The 14,592-nt window shown below is 75.0% G+C and carries 11 protein-coding genes; 10 read left to right on the plus strand and 1 reads right to left on the minus strand.

What is annotated here, in order from left to right; all coding sequences use genetic code 11:
• Positions 1–229: 229 nt before the first annotated feature.
• Positions 230–757 (minus strand): Lrp/AsnC family transcriptional regulator, encoded by a 528-nt coding sequence (locus HPC71_RS01405; protein ID WP_216656507.1) that lies wholly within the window; start codon positions 755–757, stop codon positions 230–232.
• 118 nt (positions 758–875) lie between these two features.
• On the opposite strand from HPC71_RS01405, the gene HPC71_RS01410 reads away from it, so the two are divergent.
• The 10 genes from HPC71_RS01410 to menC all read left to right on the plus strand — a co-directional run bounded on the left by HPC71_RS01410 (position 876) and on the right by menC (position 14,549).
• Positions 876–1,157 carry a hypothetical protein gene (locus tag HPC71_RS01410; protein WP_154612820.1) on the plus strand — a complete coding sequence of 94 codons (282 nt, stop codon included), beginning with the start codon at positions 876–878 and terminating at the stop codon, positions 1,155–1,157.
• A gap of 91 nt (positions 1,158–1,248) precedes the next feature.
• Positions 1,249–2,631: a serine hydrolase domain-containing protein gene (locus tag HPC71_RS01415; RefSeq protein WP_253943857.1), complete on the plus strand. Its 1,383-nt coding sequence runs from the start codon at positions 1,249–1,251 to the stop codon at positions 2,629–2,631.
• 57 nt (positions 2,632–2,688) lie between these two features.
• Positions 2,689–4,257, plus strand: a complete 1,569-nt coding sequence (locus HPC71_RS01420) for an ABC transporter substrate-binding protein (protein WP_154613412.1) — start codon at positions 2,689–2,691, stop codon at positions 4,255–4,257.
• Positions 4,258–4,260: 3 nt separating this feature from the next.
• Entirely contained in the window at positions 4,261–5,259 is a 999-nt protein-coding gene (locus tag HPC71_RS01425; protein WP_253943858.1) for an ABC transporter permease, read from the plus strand.
• Between the two features lies 1 nt (position 5,260).
• Entirely contained in the window at positions 5,261–7,264 is a 2,004-nt protein-coding gene (locus HPC71_RS01430) for a dipeptide/oligopeptide/nickel ABC transporter permease/ATP-binding protein (RefSeq protein ID WP_154613413.1), read from the plus strand.
• Positions 7,261–8,007, plus strand: coding sequence for an ABC transporter ATP-binding protein (locus tag HPC71_RS01435; protein WP_154613414.1), 747 nt, complete (start codon positions 7,261–7,263; stop codon positions 8,005–8,007). Before HPC71_RS01430 ends, HPC71_RS01435 begins: the two co-directional genes overlap by 4 nt.
• Positions 8,004–11,369 carry a serine hydrolase gene (locus HPC71_RS01440; protein ID WP_154613415.1) on the plus strand — a complete coding sequence of 1,122 codons (3,366 nt, stop codon included), beginning with the start codon at positions 8,004–8,006 and terminating at the stop codon, positions 11,367–11,369. The genes HPC71_RS01435 and HPC71_RS01440 overlap by 4 nt, the downstream gene beginning before the upstream one ends.
• Complete coding sequence (locus tag HPC71_RS01445) at positions 11,369–12,529, plus strand: M20/M25/M40 family metallo-hydrolase (protein WP_154613416.1); 1,161 nt, start codon at positions 11,369–11,371, stop codon at positions 12,527–12,529. Before HPC71_RS01440 ends, HPC71_RS01445 begins: the two co-directional genes overlap by 1 nt.
• 32 nt (positions 12,530–12,561) lie before the next feature.
• Positions 12,562–13,446 carry a GNAT family N-acetyltransferase gene (locus tag HPC71_RS01450; protein ID WP_171895979.1) on the plus strand — a complete coding sequence of 295 codons (885 nt, stop codon included), beginning with the start codon at positions 12,562–12,564 and terminating at the stop codon, positions 13,444–13,446.
• Positions 13,443–14,549, plus strand: coding sequence for an o-succinylbenzoate synthase (gene menC / locus HPC71_RS01455; RefSeq protein ID WP_171895980.1), 1,107 nt, complete (start codon positions 13,443–13,445; stop codon positions 14,547–14,549). The genes HPC71_RS01450 and menC overlap by 4 nt, the downstream gene beginning before the upstream one ends.
• Positions 14,550–14,592 lie beyond the last annotated feature (43 nt).

The following is a 14,592-nucleotide window of genomic DNA, read 5'->3' on the forward strand; positions in this document are numbered from 1 at the left end:
TACTTTCCCGCGCGTCCATTCCGATCTAGCCCAACGGTCGGGGCCGACCCCGCCCACTCGCCGAGTCGGCACCTGTGGTCCGCCGAGTCGGCACTTCTGACCTGCCGAGTCGGCACTTCCGGCTGGCGCCGCAACATGTGCGTACTCGGCGTGCAACAAGTGCGTACTCGGCGTGCAGGAAGTGAGCACTCGGCGGACCAGAAGTGCGGACTCGGCGGGCGAGAAGTGACTACTCGGCGGGTGGGGTGGGGGTGGAGCGGCCCCAGCCGGCGGAGCGGGTGAGCTGGTCGAGGAGCGGCTGGACGCGGTAGGGGACCGGCGTGGCCACGGTGAAGGTGGAGGTGGTCTTGCGGACGCCGTCGATCGCGACGATGGAGGCGGTCAGCCGCTGGAGCTCCTCGAGCGAGCCGATGGCGACCTGGGCGAGCAGGTCCTCGCGGCCGGCCTGGATGCGCACCTCGAGCACCTCGGGGAGCGCGCGCAGGCCGTCGACGATCGCCCCCATCACCCGCTGGTCGATCTCGAGGGTCACCGTCGCCCGGACGCCGAGCCCGACCCGGGTCAGGTCGATGACGGGCTGGAACCCCAGCAGGATCCCCTCCGCCTCGAGCCGCCGCATCCGCAGCTGCACCGTCGTGCGGCTGACGCCGAGGGCCGAGGCGAGCTCCGCCACGCCGACCCGGGCGTTGTCGGTGAGCCGCGCGAGGATCTCGACGTCGAGCCGGTCGAGGGGAGGATTGGTTGCCAGGGTGATCACGTCCGTCGCGTTCATCGAGGTAGAGATGTGCAGGATGCGCACCAGTATGGATCTGGTTTGACCACCGTGCGCCACCGTCGCAGGCTGGACGCTCCACATCGACCATGCGGGAGCCCCCATGTCCACCCACCTGACCGGCCAGCCGACCGGCACCGGCGAGCCCGCCTGGGAGCGGCTCAGCGTCGTCTTCGACTCCACCTGCGAGGCCCCGCTGCTGCTCGTGTCCTCCCTGATGGCCCGGCGCGCGGTCGACGTGCGGGCGGCGTCGCTGGCCGAGGACGACGGCGGCCGGCTCTGCTTCGAGGCGCTGGTGCGCGGCCGCGACCGGCGGGTGCGGTCGGTGGTGTGCGCGCTGGAGTCCCGGATGGGCGTGCTCGCCGCCGGCGTCGTACCGGCGTGACGCCGGCCTTGTCGAGGTCGACAGGGAGCGGCGGCCACAGTCGTGCGGCTCGACCAACACGACCCCCGGGACGGCTCCTAGCGTCACGGAGGTGACCACCTCACTGACCGACGTGCAGCGGCGACTCGACGACGAGATGCCCGCGCTCCTGGCCAAGCACGACGTCCCCGGCGCTGCCTGGGCCGTCCTCAAGGACGGGGAGGTCGTCGACGGCGCGACCGGCCTCCTCAGCACGGCGACCGGGGTCGAGGCCACCGCCGACTCGGTCTTCCAGATCGGCTCGATCACCAAGCTGTGGACCAGCACGCTGGTCATGCAGCTGGTCGACGAGGGGCTGCTCGACCTCGACGCCCCGGTCCAGCGCTACCTCCCGAAGCTGCGCCTGCGCGACGCCGACGCCGCCGCGGCGATCACCACGCGGCAGCTGCTCATGCACACCGCCGGCTTCGAGGGCGACATCTTCACCGACACCGGCCCGGGCGACGACGCCATCGAGAAGTACGTCGAGGTCCTCGCCGACGTGCCGCAGCTCTTCGCGCCGGGCGAGCAGTTCTCCTACAACAACGCCGGATACTGCCTGCTCGGCCGGCTCGTGGAGGTCCTCCGCGAGAAGACGTACGACGCGTGCCTGCGCGAGCACCTCTTCGCACCGCTCGGACTGACCCACGCCGCGACCAGCCCCTACGAGGCGATCCTGTTCCGCGCGGCCGTCGGCCACGTGCAGCCCGAGCCCGACGCGGCGTACGAGCCGGCCCCGATGTGGGCGATGGCCCGCTCCAACGCACCCGCCGGCACGATGCTCGCGATGCGCCCCCGCGACCTGGTGACCTTCGCGCGGATGCACCTGGAGGACGGTCGGTCGGCCACGGGCGAGCAGGTGCTCGCGCCGGGCACGGCGGCCGCGATGCAGGCGCGCGCGGTGGACCTGCCGCCGACCGGGATCATGGGCTCCTCGTGGGGCCTGGGCTTCGAGCGCTTCGACATGCCGACCGGTGACGTCGTCGGCCACGACGGCAACACGATCGGGCAGTCCGCGTTCCTGCGGATGGTGCCCGAGGCCGGCCTCGCGATCGCGCTGCTCACCAACGGCGGCGACGTCTTCGCGCTCTACCACGACGTGGTGGGCCGCCTGCTCCCCGAGCTCAGCGGCACGAGCATCCCCGAGCTGCCCACCCCGCCGTCGGAGCCGCAGCCGGTGGACGCCAGCCGGTACGTCGGCACCTACTCCGCCGAGGTCCTCGACCTCGTCGTCCGCCAGGACGAGGAGCAGCGGATCTGGGTGGACACGATCTACAAGGGCGTCTTCGCCGACATGCCGCCGGAGGAGCCCACCGAGCTGGTCGGCTTCGGCCCTGACAGCCTGATCCCGCTCCGGCCGGACCGCGGCATGCACATGCCGCACAACTTCCTCGGCGACGACGGCACGGGCCGGGCGCGCTACCTCCACCTCGGCCGCGCCTTCCAGCGCGCCTGACCACCCCACCGTCCATCCCAGCGAGCCCCAGCCACCCCTAGCGACGAGGAACCCTCGATGAAGCGCACCGCAGCACCGATCGCACTGTCCCTGGCCGCGGCCGCGCTGGTGGGCTGCGGCGCCACCGGCGGCGGCTCGGGTGACGGCGGCGGGGGCGACGCCGACGGCGGCGTCGTCGACGGCGGCACCTTCACCATGGCGATGAACGCCGACCCGGGGAACCTCGACCCGCAGTCGTCGGTCTCCAGCGCCCTGTTCAGCATCAGCCAGCTGCCCTACGACCGGCTGCTCAACGTCGACTTCGACAGCGGTGAGGTCGTCTCCGGCCTGGCCTCGGAGTGGGCGGTCGACGGGACGACGATCAGCCTCACCCTGGCCGAGGGCATCACCTGCTCCGACGGCGCCGAGCTCACCGCCTCCGACGTCGCGGCCAACCTCGACCACGTCGCGGACCCGAAGAGCAAGAGCCCCTTCCTCGGCACGTTCCTGCCGGTGGGGGCGAAGACGACGGCCGACGACGCCGCGCGCACCGTCACCGTCGAGCTGGCCGAGCCGGCGCCGTTCGCGCTCCAGGGCCTCGCCAACGTGCCGATCATCTGCGCCGCCGGGCTGGAGGACCGCGCCTCGCTCGCCGAGCAGAGCCTCGGCACCGGCCCCTACGAGCTGACCGAGGCCGCGCCCGGGGACAGCTACACCTACACGATCCGCGACGGGTACACCTGGGGCCCGGGTGGCGCCGCCACCGACACCGAGGGGCTGCCGGACACCATCGTGGTCAAGGTCGTGCAGAACGAGTCGACCGCCGCGAACCTGCTGCTCTCCGGGCAGCTCAACGGCGCGATCGTCAACGGCCCCGACACCAAGCGGCTCGAGGCGGCCGGCCTGACGACGTACGACACCGCCGCGATCAGCGGCGAGCAGTTCTACAACCAGGCCGAGGGCCGCGCGACCAGCGACCCCGAGGTGCGCCTCGCGCTCACCCAGGCGCTCGACCTCGAGGAGCTCCAGGGCGTCCTCACCTCCGGCGCGGGCAGCCCGGCCACGACGCTGGCCGCCCTCGACCCGGTCGCCTGCCCGGGTGACTCGGTCAGCGCGGCGCTGCCGGCCCAGGACGTCGACGCGGCGACCGCGGCCCTCGCGGACGCCGACGTGCCGGGGCTGACCTTCCTCTTCGACCCGAGCAGCGGCAGCGGCGTCGGGGCGGCCGCGGAGCTCGCGGTGCAGCAGTGGAAGGCCGCCGGCGTCACCGTGACCCCCAAGCCGCAGAGCGGCTCGGCGATCCAGCAGACCGTCTTCGGCACGGGCGACTGGGACATCGCCTGGCTGCCGCTCAACGTCAGCAGCCCCGACCAGCTCGTGCCGTTCCTCTCCGGCCCGGGGGTCGCCGAGGGCGGCACCAACTTCGCCGCGATCGACAACCCCGACTACGTGGCCGGGGTCGAGGAGGCCTCGGCGATGGTCGGCCAGGAGGGCTGCGACACCTGGCTGGAGGCCGAGTCGTTCCTGGTCGCCGAGGCCGACGTGGTGCCGTTCGCCAACACCGTCGGCAAGACCTGGCAGCAGGGCGCGGAGTTCGAGTACCCCGGCCAGATGGTGCCCACCAGCATCCGCATGCTGGCGAAGTGACCCGTGGCCACCACGGCGATCCCGGGGCCGACCCGGCCGGCGCGCAGCCTCGAGGCCCGGCCCTGGCTGCGGTTCGGGCTGCGCCGGACGGGCCGGCTGCTGGTCTCGCTGTGGGTGCTGCTGACCGCGTCGTTCCTCATGACGCACCTGATCCCGGGCGATCCGGTGCGCGGCGCCCTGGGGCCGACGGCCCCGGCGGACCTGGTCGCGGCCAAGCGGGCCTCGCTCGGGCTCGACGACCCGCTGCCGGTGCAGTACCTCGACCACCTGCGCGGCGTCCTCACCGGTGACCTCGGCACCTCGCTGATCTCCCAGGTGCCGGTCTCCGACGTCATCGGCCAGCGGCTCCCGGCGACGCTGTGGCTGGCGGTCCTCGGGTTCGTGGTCGCCGTGGCCGTCGCGGTCCCGGTTGGCGTGGCCGCCGGCGTCCTCACCCGGCGCGGGCACGGCCGCCGCACCGAGCTGGCCTTCACCGGCACCAGCGTCGTGCTCGGCACCATCCCGGACTTCCTGGTGGGCGTCGGGCTGGTCTACGTCTTCGGCGTCCGCCTCGGCCTGCTCCCCGTCGCCGGCAACGACACCCTCTCCTCGCTGGTGCTGCCGGTCCTCGCGCTGGCGATCGGTCCGGCGGCGATCCTGGCGCGGATCCTGCGGGTGGAGATGGTCCGGGTGCTCCAGGCCGACTTCATCCGTACGGCGCGTGCCAAGCGCCTCCCCGCCCACACCGTCCACCTGCGGCACGCCCTGCCCAACGCGCTCACCGCCGCGCTGACGCTGTGCGGGCTGCTGCTCGGGGCGATGGTCGCCGGCACGGTGCTGGTGGAGAACGTCTTCGCCTGGCCCGGCCTGGGCAGCACGATCGTCTCCTCGATCCTCAACAAGGACTACCCGGTCGTGCAGGGGATCGTCCTGGTCTACGGCGTCGGCGTCCTGCTCGTGAACACCCTCGTCGACGTGGTCCTCGCGCTGCTCGACCCGCGCTCGATGATCCGGGAGGACTGAGATGAGCACGGTGGCGGACCGGGTCTCCGCGTCGCGCTGGGCGGGCGTCGTCCGCACGCCCCTCGGGCTGGCGACCATGGCGCTGACCGTCGCGATGCTGGTGCTCGCCGTGGTGGCGCCGATGCTGTGGGCCGACGCCGCGAGCGCCATCGACACCGGCGACATCCTCGCCGGGCCCTCGGCCGAGCACTGGGCGGGCACCGACAACCTCGGCCGCGACATCGCCCTGCGCACCCTCGTGGCCACCCGGCTCTCCATCGGGCTCGCCCTCGGCGCCACCGCGATCGCGGTCGCGATGGGGCTGGTCCTCGGCACGGCGCCGCTGCTGCTCGGTCGTCGCGCCGGCCGGACGGTCGTCGCCGCGGTCAACATCGCCGTCGCCTTCCCCAGCCTCCTGCTGGCGCTGTTCTTCGCGGTGGTCTTCGGGGTGGGCGCCACCGGCGCGGTGCTCGCGGTCGGGTTCGCCGGCGCGCCGAGCTTCGCGCGGCTGGTGCAGACCCTGGTCGCCGGCGTCGCGGCGCACGACTACGTCTCGGCCGCCCGCGTCGCCGGTGTCGGCGAGCTGCGCATCCTGGTGCGGCACGTGCTGCCCAACATCGCCGAGCCGCTCATCGTCAACGCCACCATCGGCGCCGGCTCCGCGCTGCTCGCCTTCGCCGGACTGTCCTTCCTCGGGCTCGGCGTGCAGGCCCCCGCCTACGACTGGGGCCGGCTGCTCTTCGAGGGGGTCGGCTCGCTCTACGTCAACCCCGTCGCGGCCTTCGCGCCCGGCGCCGCGGTGCTGCTCGCCGGCCTCGCGCTCAACCTGCTCGGGGAGTCGGCGGCCAAGGCCGTCGGCCTCGCCTCGCCTGGCGACCTGGCGCTCTCGCCCCGGCGCCGCCGCGCCGCCACCGCCGCCGCCACAGTCACGGGCCCGACGCCCGCGCCGGGCCCGGCCGAGCCGGACCCGCGCACCACCGACGCGGACTCCACGGACACGGCAGAGCCCGAGGACCTGGTCCTCGACGTCCGCGACCTGCACGTCGGCTTCCCCGGCCGCGACGGCGACGTCGAGCCGGTGCGCGGCGTGACCTTCGCGGTCCGCCGCGGGGAGGCGGTGGGCATCGTCGGCGAGTCCGGGTCGGGCAAGTCGCTGACCGCGCTGGCGGTCGCCCAGCTGCTCGACGACCTCGCCGACGTACGCGCCGAGCGCCTCGACGTGCTCGGGGAGGACCTCACCGTGCCCGGCGGCCAGGAGCGGCGCCACCACCTCGGCACCTCCCTGGCGATGGTCTTCCAGGACCCGATGTCCTCCTTCAACCCCACGACCCGGATCGGCGCCCAGCTCGCCGAGGTCGCCCGGCACCACCAGGGGATGGGGCGCCGCGAGGCGATGGACCGGGCGGTCGACCGACTCGACGCGGTGCGCATCGAGGACGCCGAGCGCCGCGCCCGCCAGCACCCCCACGAGTTCTCCGGCGGCATGCGCCAGCGGGCGATGATCGGCATGGGGCTGATGGGCTCGCCCTCGCTGGTCATCGCCGACGAGCCGACCACGGCCCTCGACGTCACCGTGCAGCAGCAGGTCCTCGACCTGCTCCAGGCGATCCGCCGCGCCGACGACGTCGCGCTCGTCCTGATCAGCCACGACGTGACGGTCGTCGGCGAGGTCTGCGACCGGGTGCTCGTGATGTACGCCGGCCGGATCGTCGAGGACCTCGCCGCCGCCGAGCTCACCACGGCCGCCCGCCACCCCTACACCCGCGCGCTCGTCGCCGCGGTGCCCACCATGGAGACCGACCTCGACCGGCCGCTGACGGTGATCCCCGGCCGTCCGGTGGACCCCGCCGACGTCCCCGTCGGCTGCGCGTACGCCGCCCGCTGCCCGCTCGCGAGCGACCGCTGCCGGGCCGAGGACCCGCCGCTGGCCGGCGACGGCACGGCCCACCGGGTCGCGTGCTGGCACGCCGGGGAGCCGATCGACATCGACCGGGGCGGCCGCCCCCTGGCCGTGGAGGCGACATGAGCGAGCTGCGCTTCGAGGAGGTGAGCGTCCGCTACGGGCGCAGCACCGTCGTGGACGGGGTCTCCCTCGTCGTACCGCCCGGCGAGGTCGTCGGCCTGGTCGGCGAGTCCGGCTCCGGCAAGTCCACCCTGGCCCGCGCGGCCGTCGGCCTCGCGCCGCTGCACGGCGGGGCGATCCTGCTCGACGGGGAGCCGGTCCCGGTGCGCGGCCGGCACCGCCCGGTGCAGATGGTCTTCCAGGACCCGTTCTCCTCCCTCGACCCCCGGATGACGATCGGCGAGAGCATCGCCGAGGCGATGCCGCGCGAGCTGGCCCGCTCCGGCCGCTCCGCCGAGGTGGCGCGGCTGCTCGGGCTGGTCCACCTCGATCCCGCCCGGGCCCGCTCCCGCCCCGCGGAGCTCTCCGGCGGCCAGCGCCAGCGGGTCGCCCTGGCCCGCGCCCTGGCCGCGCGGCCGGCGGTCGTCGTCGCCGACGAGATCACCTCCGCCCTCGACGTGTCGGTCCAGGGCACCGTCCTCAACCTGGTCCGGGAGCTCCAGCGCGAGCTGGGCCTCTCGATGCTCTTCATCTCCCACAACCTCGCCGTCGTCCGCTACGTCGCGTCGTACGTCGCCGTGATGCACCGCGGCGTGCTGGTCGAGCAGGGCCCCGCCTCGCAGGTGCTCGCCGATCCGGCCGAGCCCTACACGCGCGACCTGCTGGCCGCCGTCCCCGGCAGCACCGTCCGAAGGAGCCACCCATGACCCGCCCCCCGCGCATCGACGACCTCACCGAGCTGGCGGTGCCCTCGCAGCCGGCGCTCTCCCCGGACGGCGCCACCGTCGTCCACGTGGTCCGCACCCTCGACCTCGCCGAGGACCGCACCGTCGACCGGCTCTGGCTCGTCGGTGCCGTGGGGGGAGCCGCCGGGGGAGACGCCCGGCCGCTGACCACCGGCCCCGAGGACACCGCGCCCGCGTGGTCCCCCGACGGCACGACCATCGCCTTCCTCCGCGCCGGCCAGGTGCACCTGGTGGCGGCGACCGGCGGCGAGCCGCGGGCGGTCACCGACCTCCCGCTCGGCGCCGGCGCGCCCGCGTGGAGCCCCGACGGCACCCGCCTGCTCCTCTCCGCCCCCGTCGACCCGGCCCCCGTCGACCCGGCGTGCCCCGGCGACCCCGCTGCGCCCGTGGTGGCGCAGCGGCTGGACTACCAGTCCGACGGCGCCGGGCTGCTCGGCGCGGTGCGCCGCCAGGTCCACGTCGTCGACGTCGCCTCCGACGAGGTCCGCCGGGTCACCGAGGGCGTCGACCACGCCGACGGCGCGGTCTGGTCGCCCGACGGGCGCACCGTCGCGTTCCTCCGCCGGGTCGGGGAGGACAGCGACCTGACCTTCCGCACGGCCGTCCACCTGCTCGAGGTCGAGGACCGCAAGGCCACCCCGCGGGTCGTCGCGCTCGCCGACGGCCTGGCCGGGGCGGTCACCTTCGCCCCCGACGGCGCGAGCCTGCTGGTCATCGGCCACCCCGGCGACCCGGTCGGCCACCAGCGGCTGCTGCGCGTGCCGCTGGACGGCGGGGCGCCGCGCGACCTCACCGGACACCTCGACCGCAACGTGATGGCCGGCGGGCCGGCGTACCCCGGCGCGCGCCCGCACGTGCTCCCCGACGGCCGCGTGCTCCTCGCCGTCCGCGACCGCGGGTGCACCCACCTGTGGGCGCTCGAGGCGACCGACCCCGCGAGCGACAGGGCGCCGTCCGCGACCCCGGTGCTCGCCGGCGCCGGCCGGGTCGTCTCCGGGCTCTCGGTCGTCGGGGAGACCGCCGTCGTCGTGCTGGCCACGCCGACGTCGTACGGCGAGCTGGTCGCGCTCGACCTCGCGACCGGCGCCGAGACCGTGCTGACCGACCACGGCGCGCCGCTGGCCGACGTCGAGCGGTACCTGCCCGAGCAGCGCACCTTCACCATCTCCGACGGCGTCGAGGTCGAGGGCTGGCTGGTCCGCGACCCGGCGCGCTCCGGGCCCCGCCCGCTGCTCGTCGACGTCCACGGCGGCCCGCACAACGCGTGGAACGCCGCCGCCGACGAGATGCACCCCTACCACCAGGAGCTCGCCGCCCGGGGCTGGGCGGTGCTGCTGGTCAACCCGCGCGGCAGCGACGGCTACGGCGAGGAGTTCTACGACGGCGTCAACGGGGCCTGGGGCACAGCCGACGCCCGCGACTTCCTCGAGCCGGTCGACGCGCTCGTCGCCGAGGGGGTCGCCGACGCCGACCGGCTGGCGATCACCGGCTACAGCTACGGCGGGTTCACCACCTGCTGGCTCACCGCCCACGACGACCGGTTCAAGGCCGGCGTCGCCGGCGGCGTGGTCAGCGACATGGTCAGCATGTACGGCACCTGCGACGACGGCACCTGCATGAGCTCCTACGAGCTCGGCGGCACCCCCTGGGAGCAGCCCGAGGCGTACGCCGCCATGTCGCCGATCACCCACGTCGACCGGGTCACCACCCCCACGCTCGTGCTGCACGGCCTCGAGGACCGCACCTGCCCCGTGGGCCAGGCCCAGCAGTGGCACACCTCGCTGCGCCACCGCGGCGTGCCCACCGAGCTGGTGCTCTACCCCGGCGCGGCGCACGCGTTCATCCTGCTCGGCCGCCCCTCCCACCGCCTCGACTACGCCCACCGCGTCGTGGAGTGGGTCGAGCGGCACGTGCTGCGCGGCGGCCGACCGCGGCTCGACGCCGCCCACTGGCAGCGCCGGCTCACCGCCCTGGCCGAGAAGCACGGCGTGCCCGGTGCGCAGCTCGGCATCCTCCGCCTCGGCGACCCGTCCGACCCCGGCGCGGGCGGTGACGAGCAGGTCGTCGCCACCCACGGCGTGCTGAGCCTCGACACCGGCGCCCCGGTCACCCGCGACTCGGTCTTCCAGATCGGCTCGATCACCAAGGTGTGGACCGCCACCGTGGTCATGCAGCTGGTCGACGAGGGGCTCGCCGACCTCGACGCGCCGGTGGTGGAGGTGCTGCCCGAGCTGCGGCTCGCCGACCCCGACGTCACCAAGCAGGTCACGCTGCGCCACCTGCTCACCCACACCAGCGGCATCGACGGCGACGTCTTCACCGACACCGGCCGCGGCGACGACTGCCTGGAGAAGTACGTCGCGCTGCTCCACGAGCAGACCCAGAACCACCCGCTCGGTGCCACCTGGTCCTACTGCAACGCCGGCTTCTCCGTCCTCGGCCGGGTGATCGAGGTGCTCACCGGCACCACCTGGGACCAGGCGCTGCGCGAGCGGCTCTTCACCCCGCTCGGCATGCGGCACGCGCTGACCCTGCCCGAGGAGGCGTTGCTCGAGGCGGCCGCCGTCGGCCACGTCACCGAGGACGGCCGCAAGCAGACCGCGCCGGTCTGGCAGCTGCCCCGCTCGGTCGGGCCGGCCGGCCTGGTCACCGCCGACGCCGCCGACGTCCTCGCCTTCGCCCGGCTGCACCTCACCGAGGGCCTCGCGCCCGACGGCACCCGCGTGCTGGGCGAGGAGACCGCGCGGGCGATGGCCGCCCACCAGGCCGAGCTGCCCGACGTGCACTCCCTCGGCGACTCCTGGGGCCTGGGCTGGATCCGGTTCGGCTGGGACGGGCGCCGCGTCTACGGCCACGACGGCAACACCATCGGCCAGGCGGCGTTCCTCCGGGTGCTGCCCGAGGCCGGCCTGGCGGTGACCCTGCTGACCAACAACGACGGCGCCCGCGACCTCTACGAGGACCTCTACCGCGAGCTGTTCGCCGAGCTCGCCGAGGTGACCATGCCGCCGCGGCTGGTCCCGCCGAGCCCGCCCTCGGACGTCGACGTCACGCCGTACGTCGGCACCTACGCGCGCGCCGGCGTCGAGATGGTGGTGCTCGACGGCCCCGAGGGGCCGCGCCTGCGCACCACGATCCTCGGCCCGCTCGCCGAGATGGTCCCCGACCCGGTCGAGGAGCACGCGCTGGTGCCCTACGCCCCGGGCATGTTCCTGCTCAAGCCGCCGGAGGCCGAGACCTGGTTCCCGGTGACGTTCTACGAGCTCCCGACCGGCGAGCGGTACCTCCACCACGGCGTCCGCGCGACCCCGAAGGTCGACTGATGCCCACCGGCACCGGCAGCGCCACGGACCTCGGCGTCGACGTCGCCGCGATCCTCGACGACGCGCGGGAGATGGTCGCCTGCGAGTCGCCGTCCACCGACCTCGCGGCGGTGGCCCGGTCCGCTGACGTCGTGGCCCGGGTGGGGGAGCGCCGCCTCGGCGTCGCCCCGGAGCGGATCGTGCTCGACGGCCGCACCCACCTGCGCTGGCGGCTGGGCGCCGGCCCGTCCCGCGTGCTGCTGCTGGGCCACCACGACACCGTCTGGCCGATCGGCTCGCTGCTCACCCACCCCTGCACCGTCGAGGGCGGGGTCATGCGCGGCCCCGGCAGCCTGGACATGAAGGTCGGCCTCGCGCTGGCCTTCCACGCCGCGGCCGGCCGCGACGGCGTCACCGTGCTGGTCACGGGCGACGAGGAGCTCGGCTCGCCCAGCTCCCGCGGCCTGGTCGAGGACGAGGCCTGGCTCGCCGAGGCCGTGCTCGTGCTCGAGGCCGCGGCCGACGGCGGCGCGCTCAAGGTCGAGCGCAAGGGCGTCTCCCTGTACGACGTCCGGCTGGCCGGCCGCGCCGCCCACGCCGGCCTCGAGCCCGAGCGCGGGGTCAACGCCACCCTCGAGCTGGCCGCGCAGGTGCAGGCCGTCGCGGCGCTGGCCGACCCGGCCGCCGGCACCACGGTGACCCCCACGGTCGCCCGCGCCGGGACCACCACCAACACCGTGCCCGCGAGCGGGTCGTTCGCGGTCGACGTCCGCGTCCGGACGCTGGCCGAGCAGGAGCGGGTCGACGCCGCCGTACGCGCGTTGCGGCCGGCGCTGCCCGGGGCGGGCGTCGAGGTGCACGGCGGGCCGAACCGCCCACCGCTGGAGGCCGCGGCCTCGGCCGACCTCCTCGCCCGGGCCCAGGTGGTCGCGGAGCGGCTGGGGCTCCCGCCGCTGACCGCAGCGGCCGTCGGCGGCGCCTCGGACGGGAACTTCACCGCCGGGGTCGGCACTCCCACCCTCGACGGGCTCGGGGCGATCGGTGGCGGCGCGCACGCCGACGACGAGCACGTCCTGCTCGACCCGCTGCCCGGTCGGGCCGCGCTGCTCCGCGCCCTCGTCGCGGACCTGCTGGCCGCGCCGACGAACCCGGCCCCCGCGGCTCGTGGGGCTCGACCATGACGCCCGACGCCGGCGGCAGGAGCATCGGACCCGTGACCCACCTCGCCGCCGGGCCGGCCCTCGCCCCCGCCGACCTGGCCGTCCGGGCCGCCGACGCCGCGGCCCTCGCGGCCGGGGTGAGCGTCCGCGAGCTCACCGGCCTCGCCGAGCTCGAGCAGGTCGTCGGGCTCTACGCCGACATCTGGGGCCGGGCCGGCAACCCGCCGGTCACCCTCGAGCTGCTCCGGGCCTTCACCAAGGCCGGCAACTACGTCGGCGGCGCGTTCGCGGGCGACCGGCTCGTCGGCGCCTGCGTGGGCTTCTTCCACGCCCCGGGCGACGACGCGCTGCACAGCCACATCGCCGGGGTGGCCCCGGAGGTGGCCGGCCGCAGCGTCGGCTTCGCGCTCAAGCTGCACCAGCGCAGCTGGGCCCTGCAGCGCGGCGTCTCCGACATCGCCTGGACCTTCGACCCGCTGGTCAGCCGCAACGCCTACTTCAACCTGGCCAAGCTGGCCGCGCGGCCGGTGGAGTACCTCACCAATTTCTACGGCGTCATGCCCGACTCCCTCAACGGCCACGACGAGACCGACCGGCTGCTGGTCCGCTGGCGGCTGCTCGAGCCCGACGTCGTCGCCGCGTGCTCCGGCGCCCGGCCGCGCCCGGCCGCGGTCGCGGCCGACGGCGATGCTGGCGGTGAGGTCGTCACCGCCGTCGGGGTCGCCGCCGACGGCTCGCCGGTGCCCGGCCGGCTCGACGGGGCCCTCCTGCGGATCGCCGTGCCCCGCGACATCAGCGCGCTCCGCGCGACCGACCCCCTGCTCGCCGCACGCTGGCGCACCAGCGTGCGGGAGGCGCTCTCGGTGCTGCTCGCCGAGGGCGCCCGGATCACCGCTTTCGACCCTGCCGGCTGGTACCTCGTTCGGAGACAACTGTGAAGCTCAACGGCGTGGAGCTGCTCCACGTGTCCCTGCCCCTCGTCTCGCCGTTCCGCACCTCGTTCGGCACCCAGGTCGCCCGCGACCTGCTCCTCCTGCGCGTCGACACCGACGCCGGCGAGGGGTGGGGGGAGTGCGTGACCATGGCCGACCCCCGCTACTCCTCGGAGTACGTCGCCGGCGCGGCCGACGTGCTGCGCCGCTTCCTCGTGCCGGAGCTCGCCGCGGCGGGCCCGCTCGACGCGACCCGGGTCGCGGAGGTGCTCGCGGTCTTCAAGGGCCACCGGATGGCCAAGGCCGCCCTGGAGATGGGGGTGCTCGACGCGGAGCTGCGCGCCGAGGGCCGCTCCTTCGCCCGCGAGCTCGGCGCGGTGCGCGACCGGGTGCCCGCCGGGGTCTCGGTCGGGATCATGGACGGGCTGCCGCAGCTGCTCGACGCGGTGGCCGGCTACCTGGACGAGGGCTACGTGCGGATCAAGCTGAAGATCGAGCCCGGCTGGGACGTCGAGCCGGTGCGGGCGGTCCGCGAGCGCTTCGGCGACGAGGTGCTGCTCCAGGTCGATGCCAACACGGCGTACACCCTCGCCGACGCCCGCCACCTCGCCCGGCTCGACCCCTTCGACCTGCTGCTGATCGAGCAGCCGCTGGAGGAGGAGGACGTCGTCGGGCACGCCCACCTGGCCAAGCTGATCAGCACGCCGGTCTGCCTCGATGAGTCGATCGTCTCCGCCCAGTCCGCGGCGGCCGCGATCGAGCTCGGCGCCTGCTCGGTCGTCAACATCAAGCCCGGCCGGGTCGGCGGCTACCTCGAGGCCCGCCGGATCCACGACGTGTGCCGCGCGCACGGCGTGCCGGTCTGGTGCGGCGGGATGCTCGAGACCGGGATCGGCCGGGCCGCCAACGTCGCGCTCGCCGCCCTGCCGGGGTTCACCCTGCCGGGGGACACCTCGGCGTCCTCGCGCTACTACACGACCGACCTGACCGACCCGTTCGTGCTCGAGGACGGCACGCTGGCGGTGCCCGAGGGGCCCGGCATCGGCGTCACCCCCGACCCCGACCGGCTGGCCGCCGTCACCACGCACCGCGAGTGGCTGCCGGCGTGAGGCCGACGTTTCATCGGCCGGCCGATGAAACGTCGGCCGCGGT

The sequence above is a fragment of the Nocardioides marmotae genome (assembly GCF_013177455.1).
In the GTDB taxonomy this organism is placed as follows: Bacteria; Actinomycetota; Actinomycetes; order Propionibacteriales; family Nocardioidaceae; genus Nocardioides; species Nocardioides marmotae.

Excerpts from the sequence above, each read along its gene's own strand:
- HPC71_RS01410 (WP_154612820.1), top strand. The coding sequence starts at position 876 with ATGTCCACCCACCTGACCGGCCAGCCGACCGGCACCGGCGAGCCCGCC.
- HPC71_RS01420 (WP_154613412.1), top strand. The coding sequence starts at position 2,689 with ATGAAGCGCACCGCAGCACCGATCGCACTGTCCCTGGCCGCGGCCGCG.
- HPC71_RS01430 (WP_154613413.1), top strand. The coding sequence starts at position 5,261 with ATGAGCACGGTGGCGGACCGGGTCTCCGCGTCGCGCTGGGCGGGCGTC.
- HPC71_RS01435 (WP_154613414.1), top strand. The coding sequence starts at position 7,261 with ATGAGCGAGCTGCGCTTCGAGGAGGTGAGCGTCCGCTACGGGCGCAGC.
- HPC71_RS01440 (WP_154613415.1), top strand. The coding sequence starts at position 8,004 with ATGACCCGCCCCCCGCGCATCGACGACCTCACCGAGCTGGCGGTGCCC.
- HPC71_RS01445 (WP_154613416.1), top strand. The coding sequence starts at position 11,369 with ATGCCCACCGGCACCGGCAGCGCCACGGACCTCGGCGTCGACGTCGCC.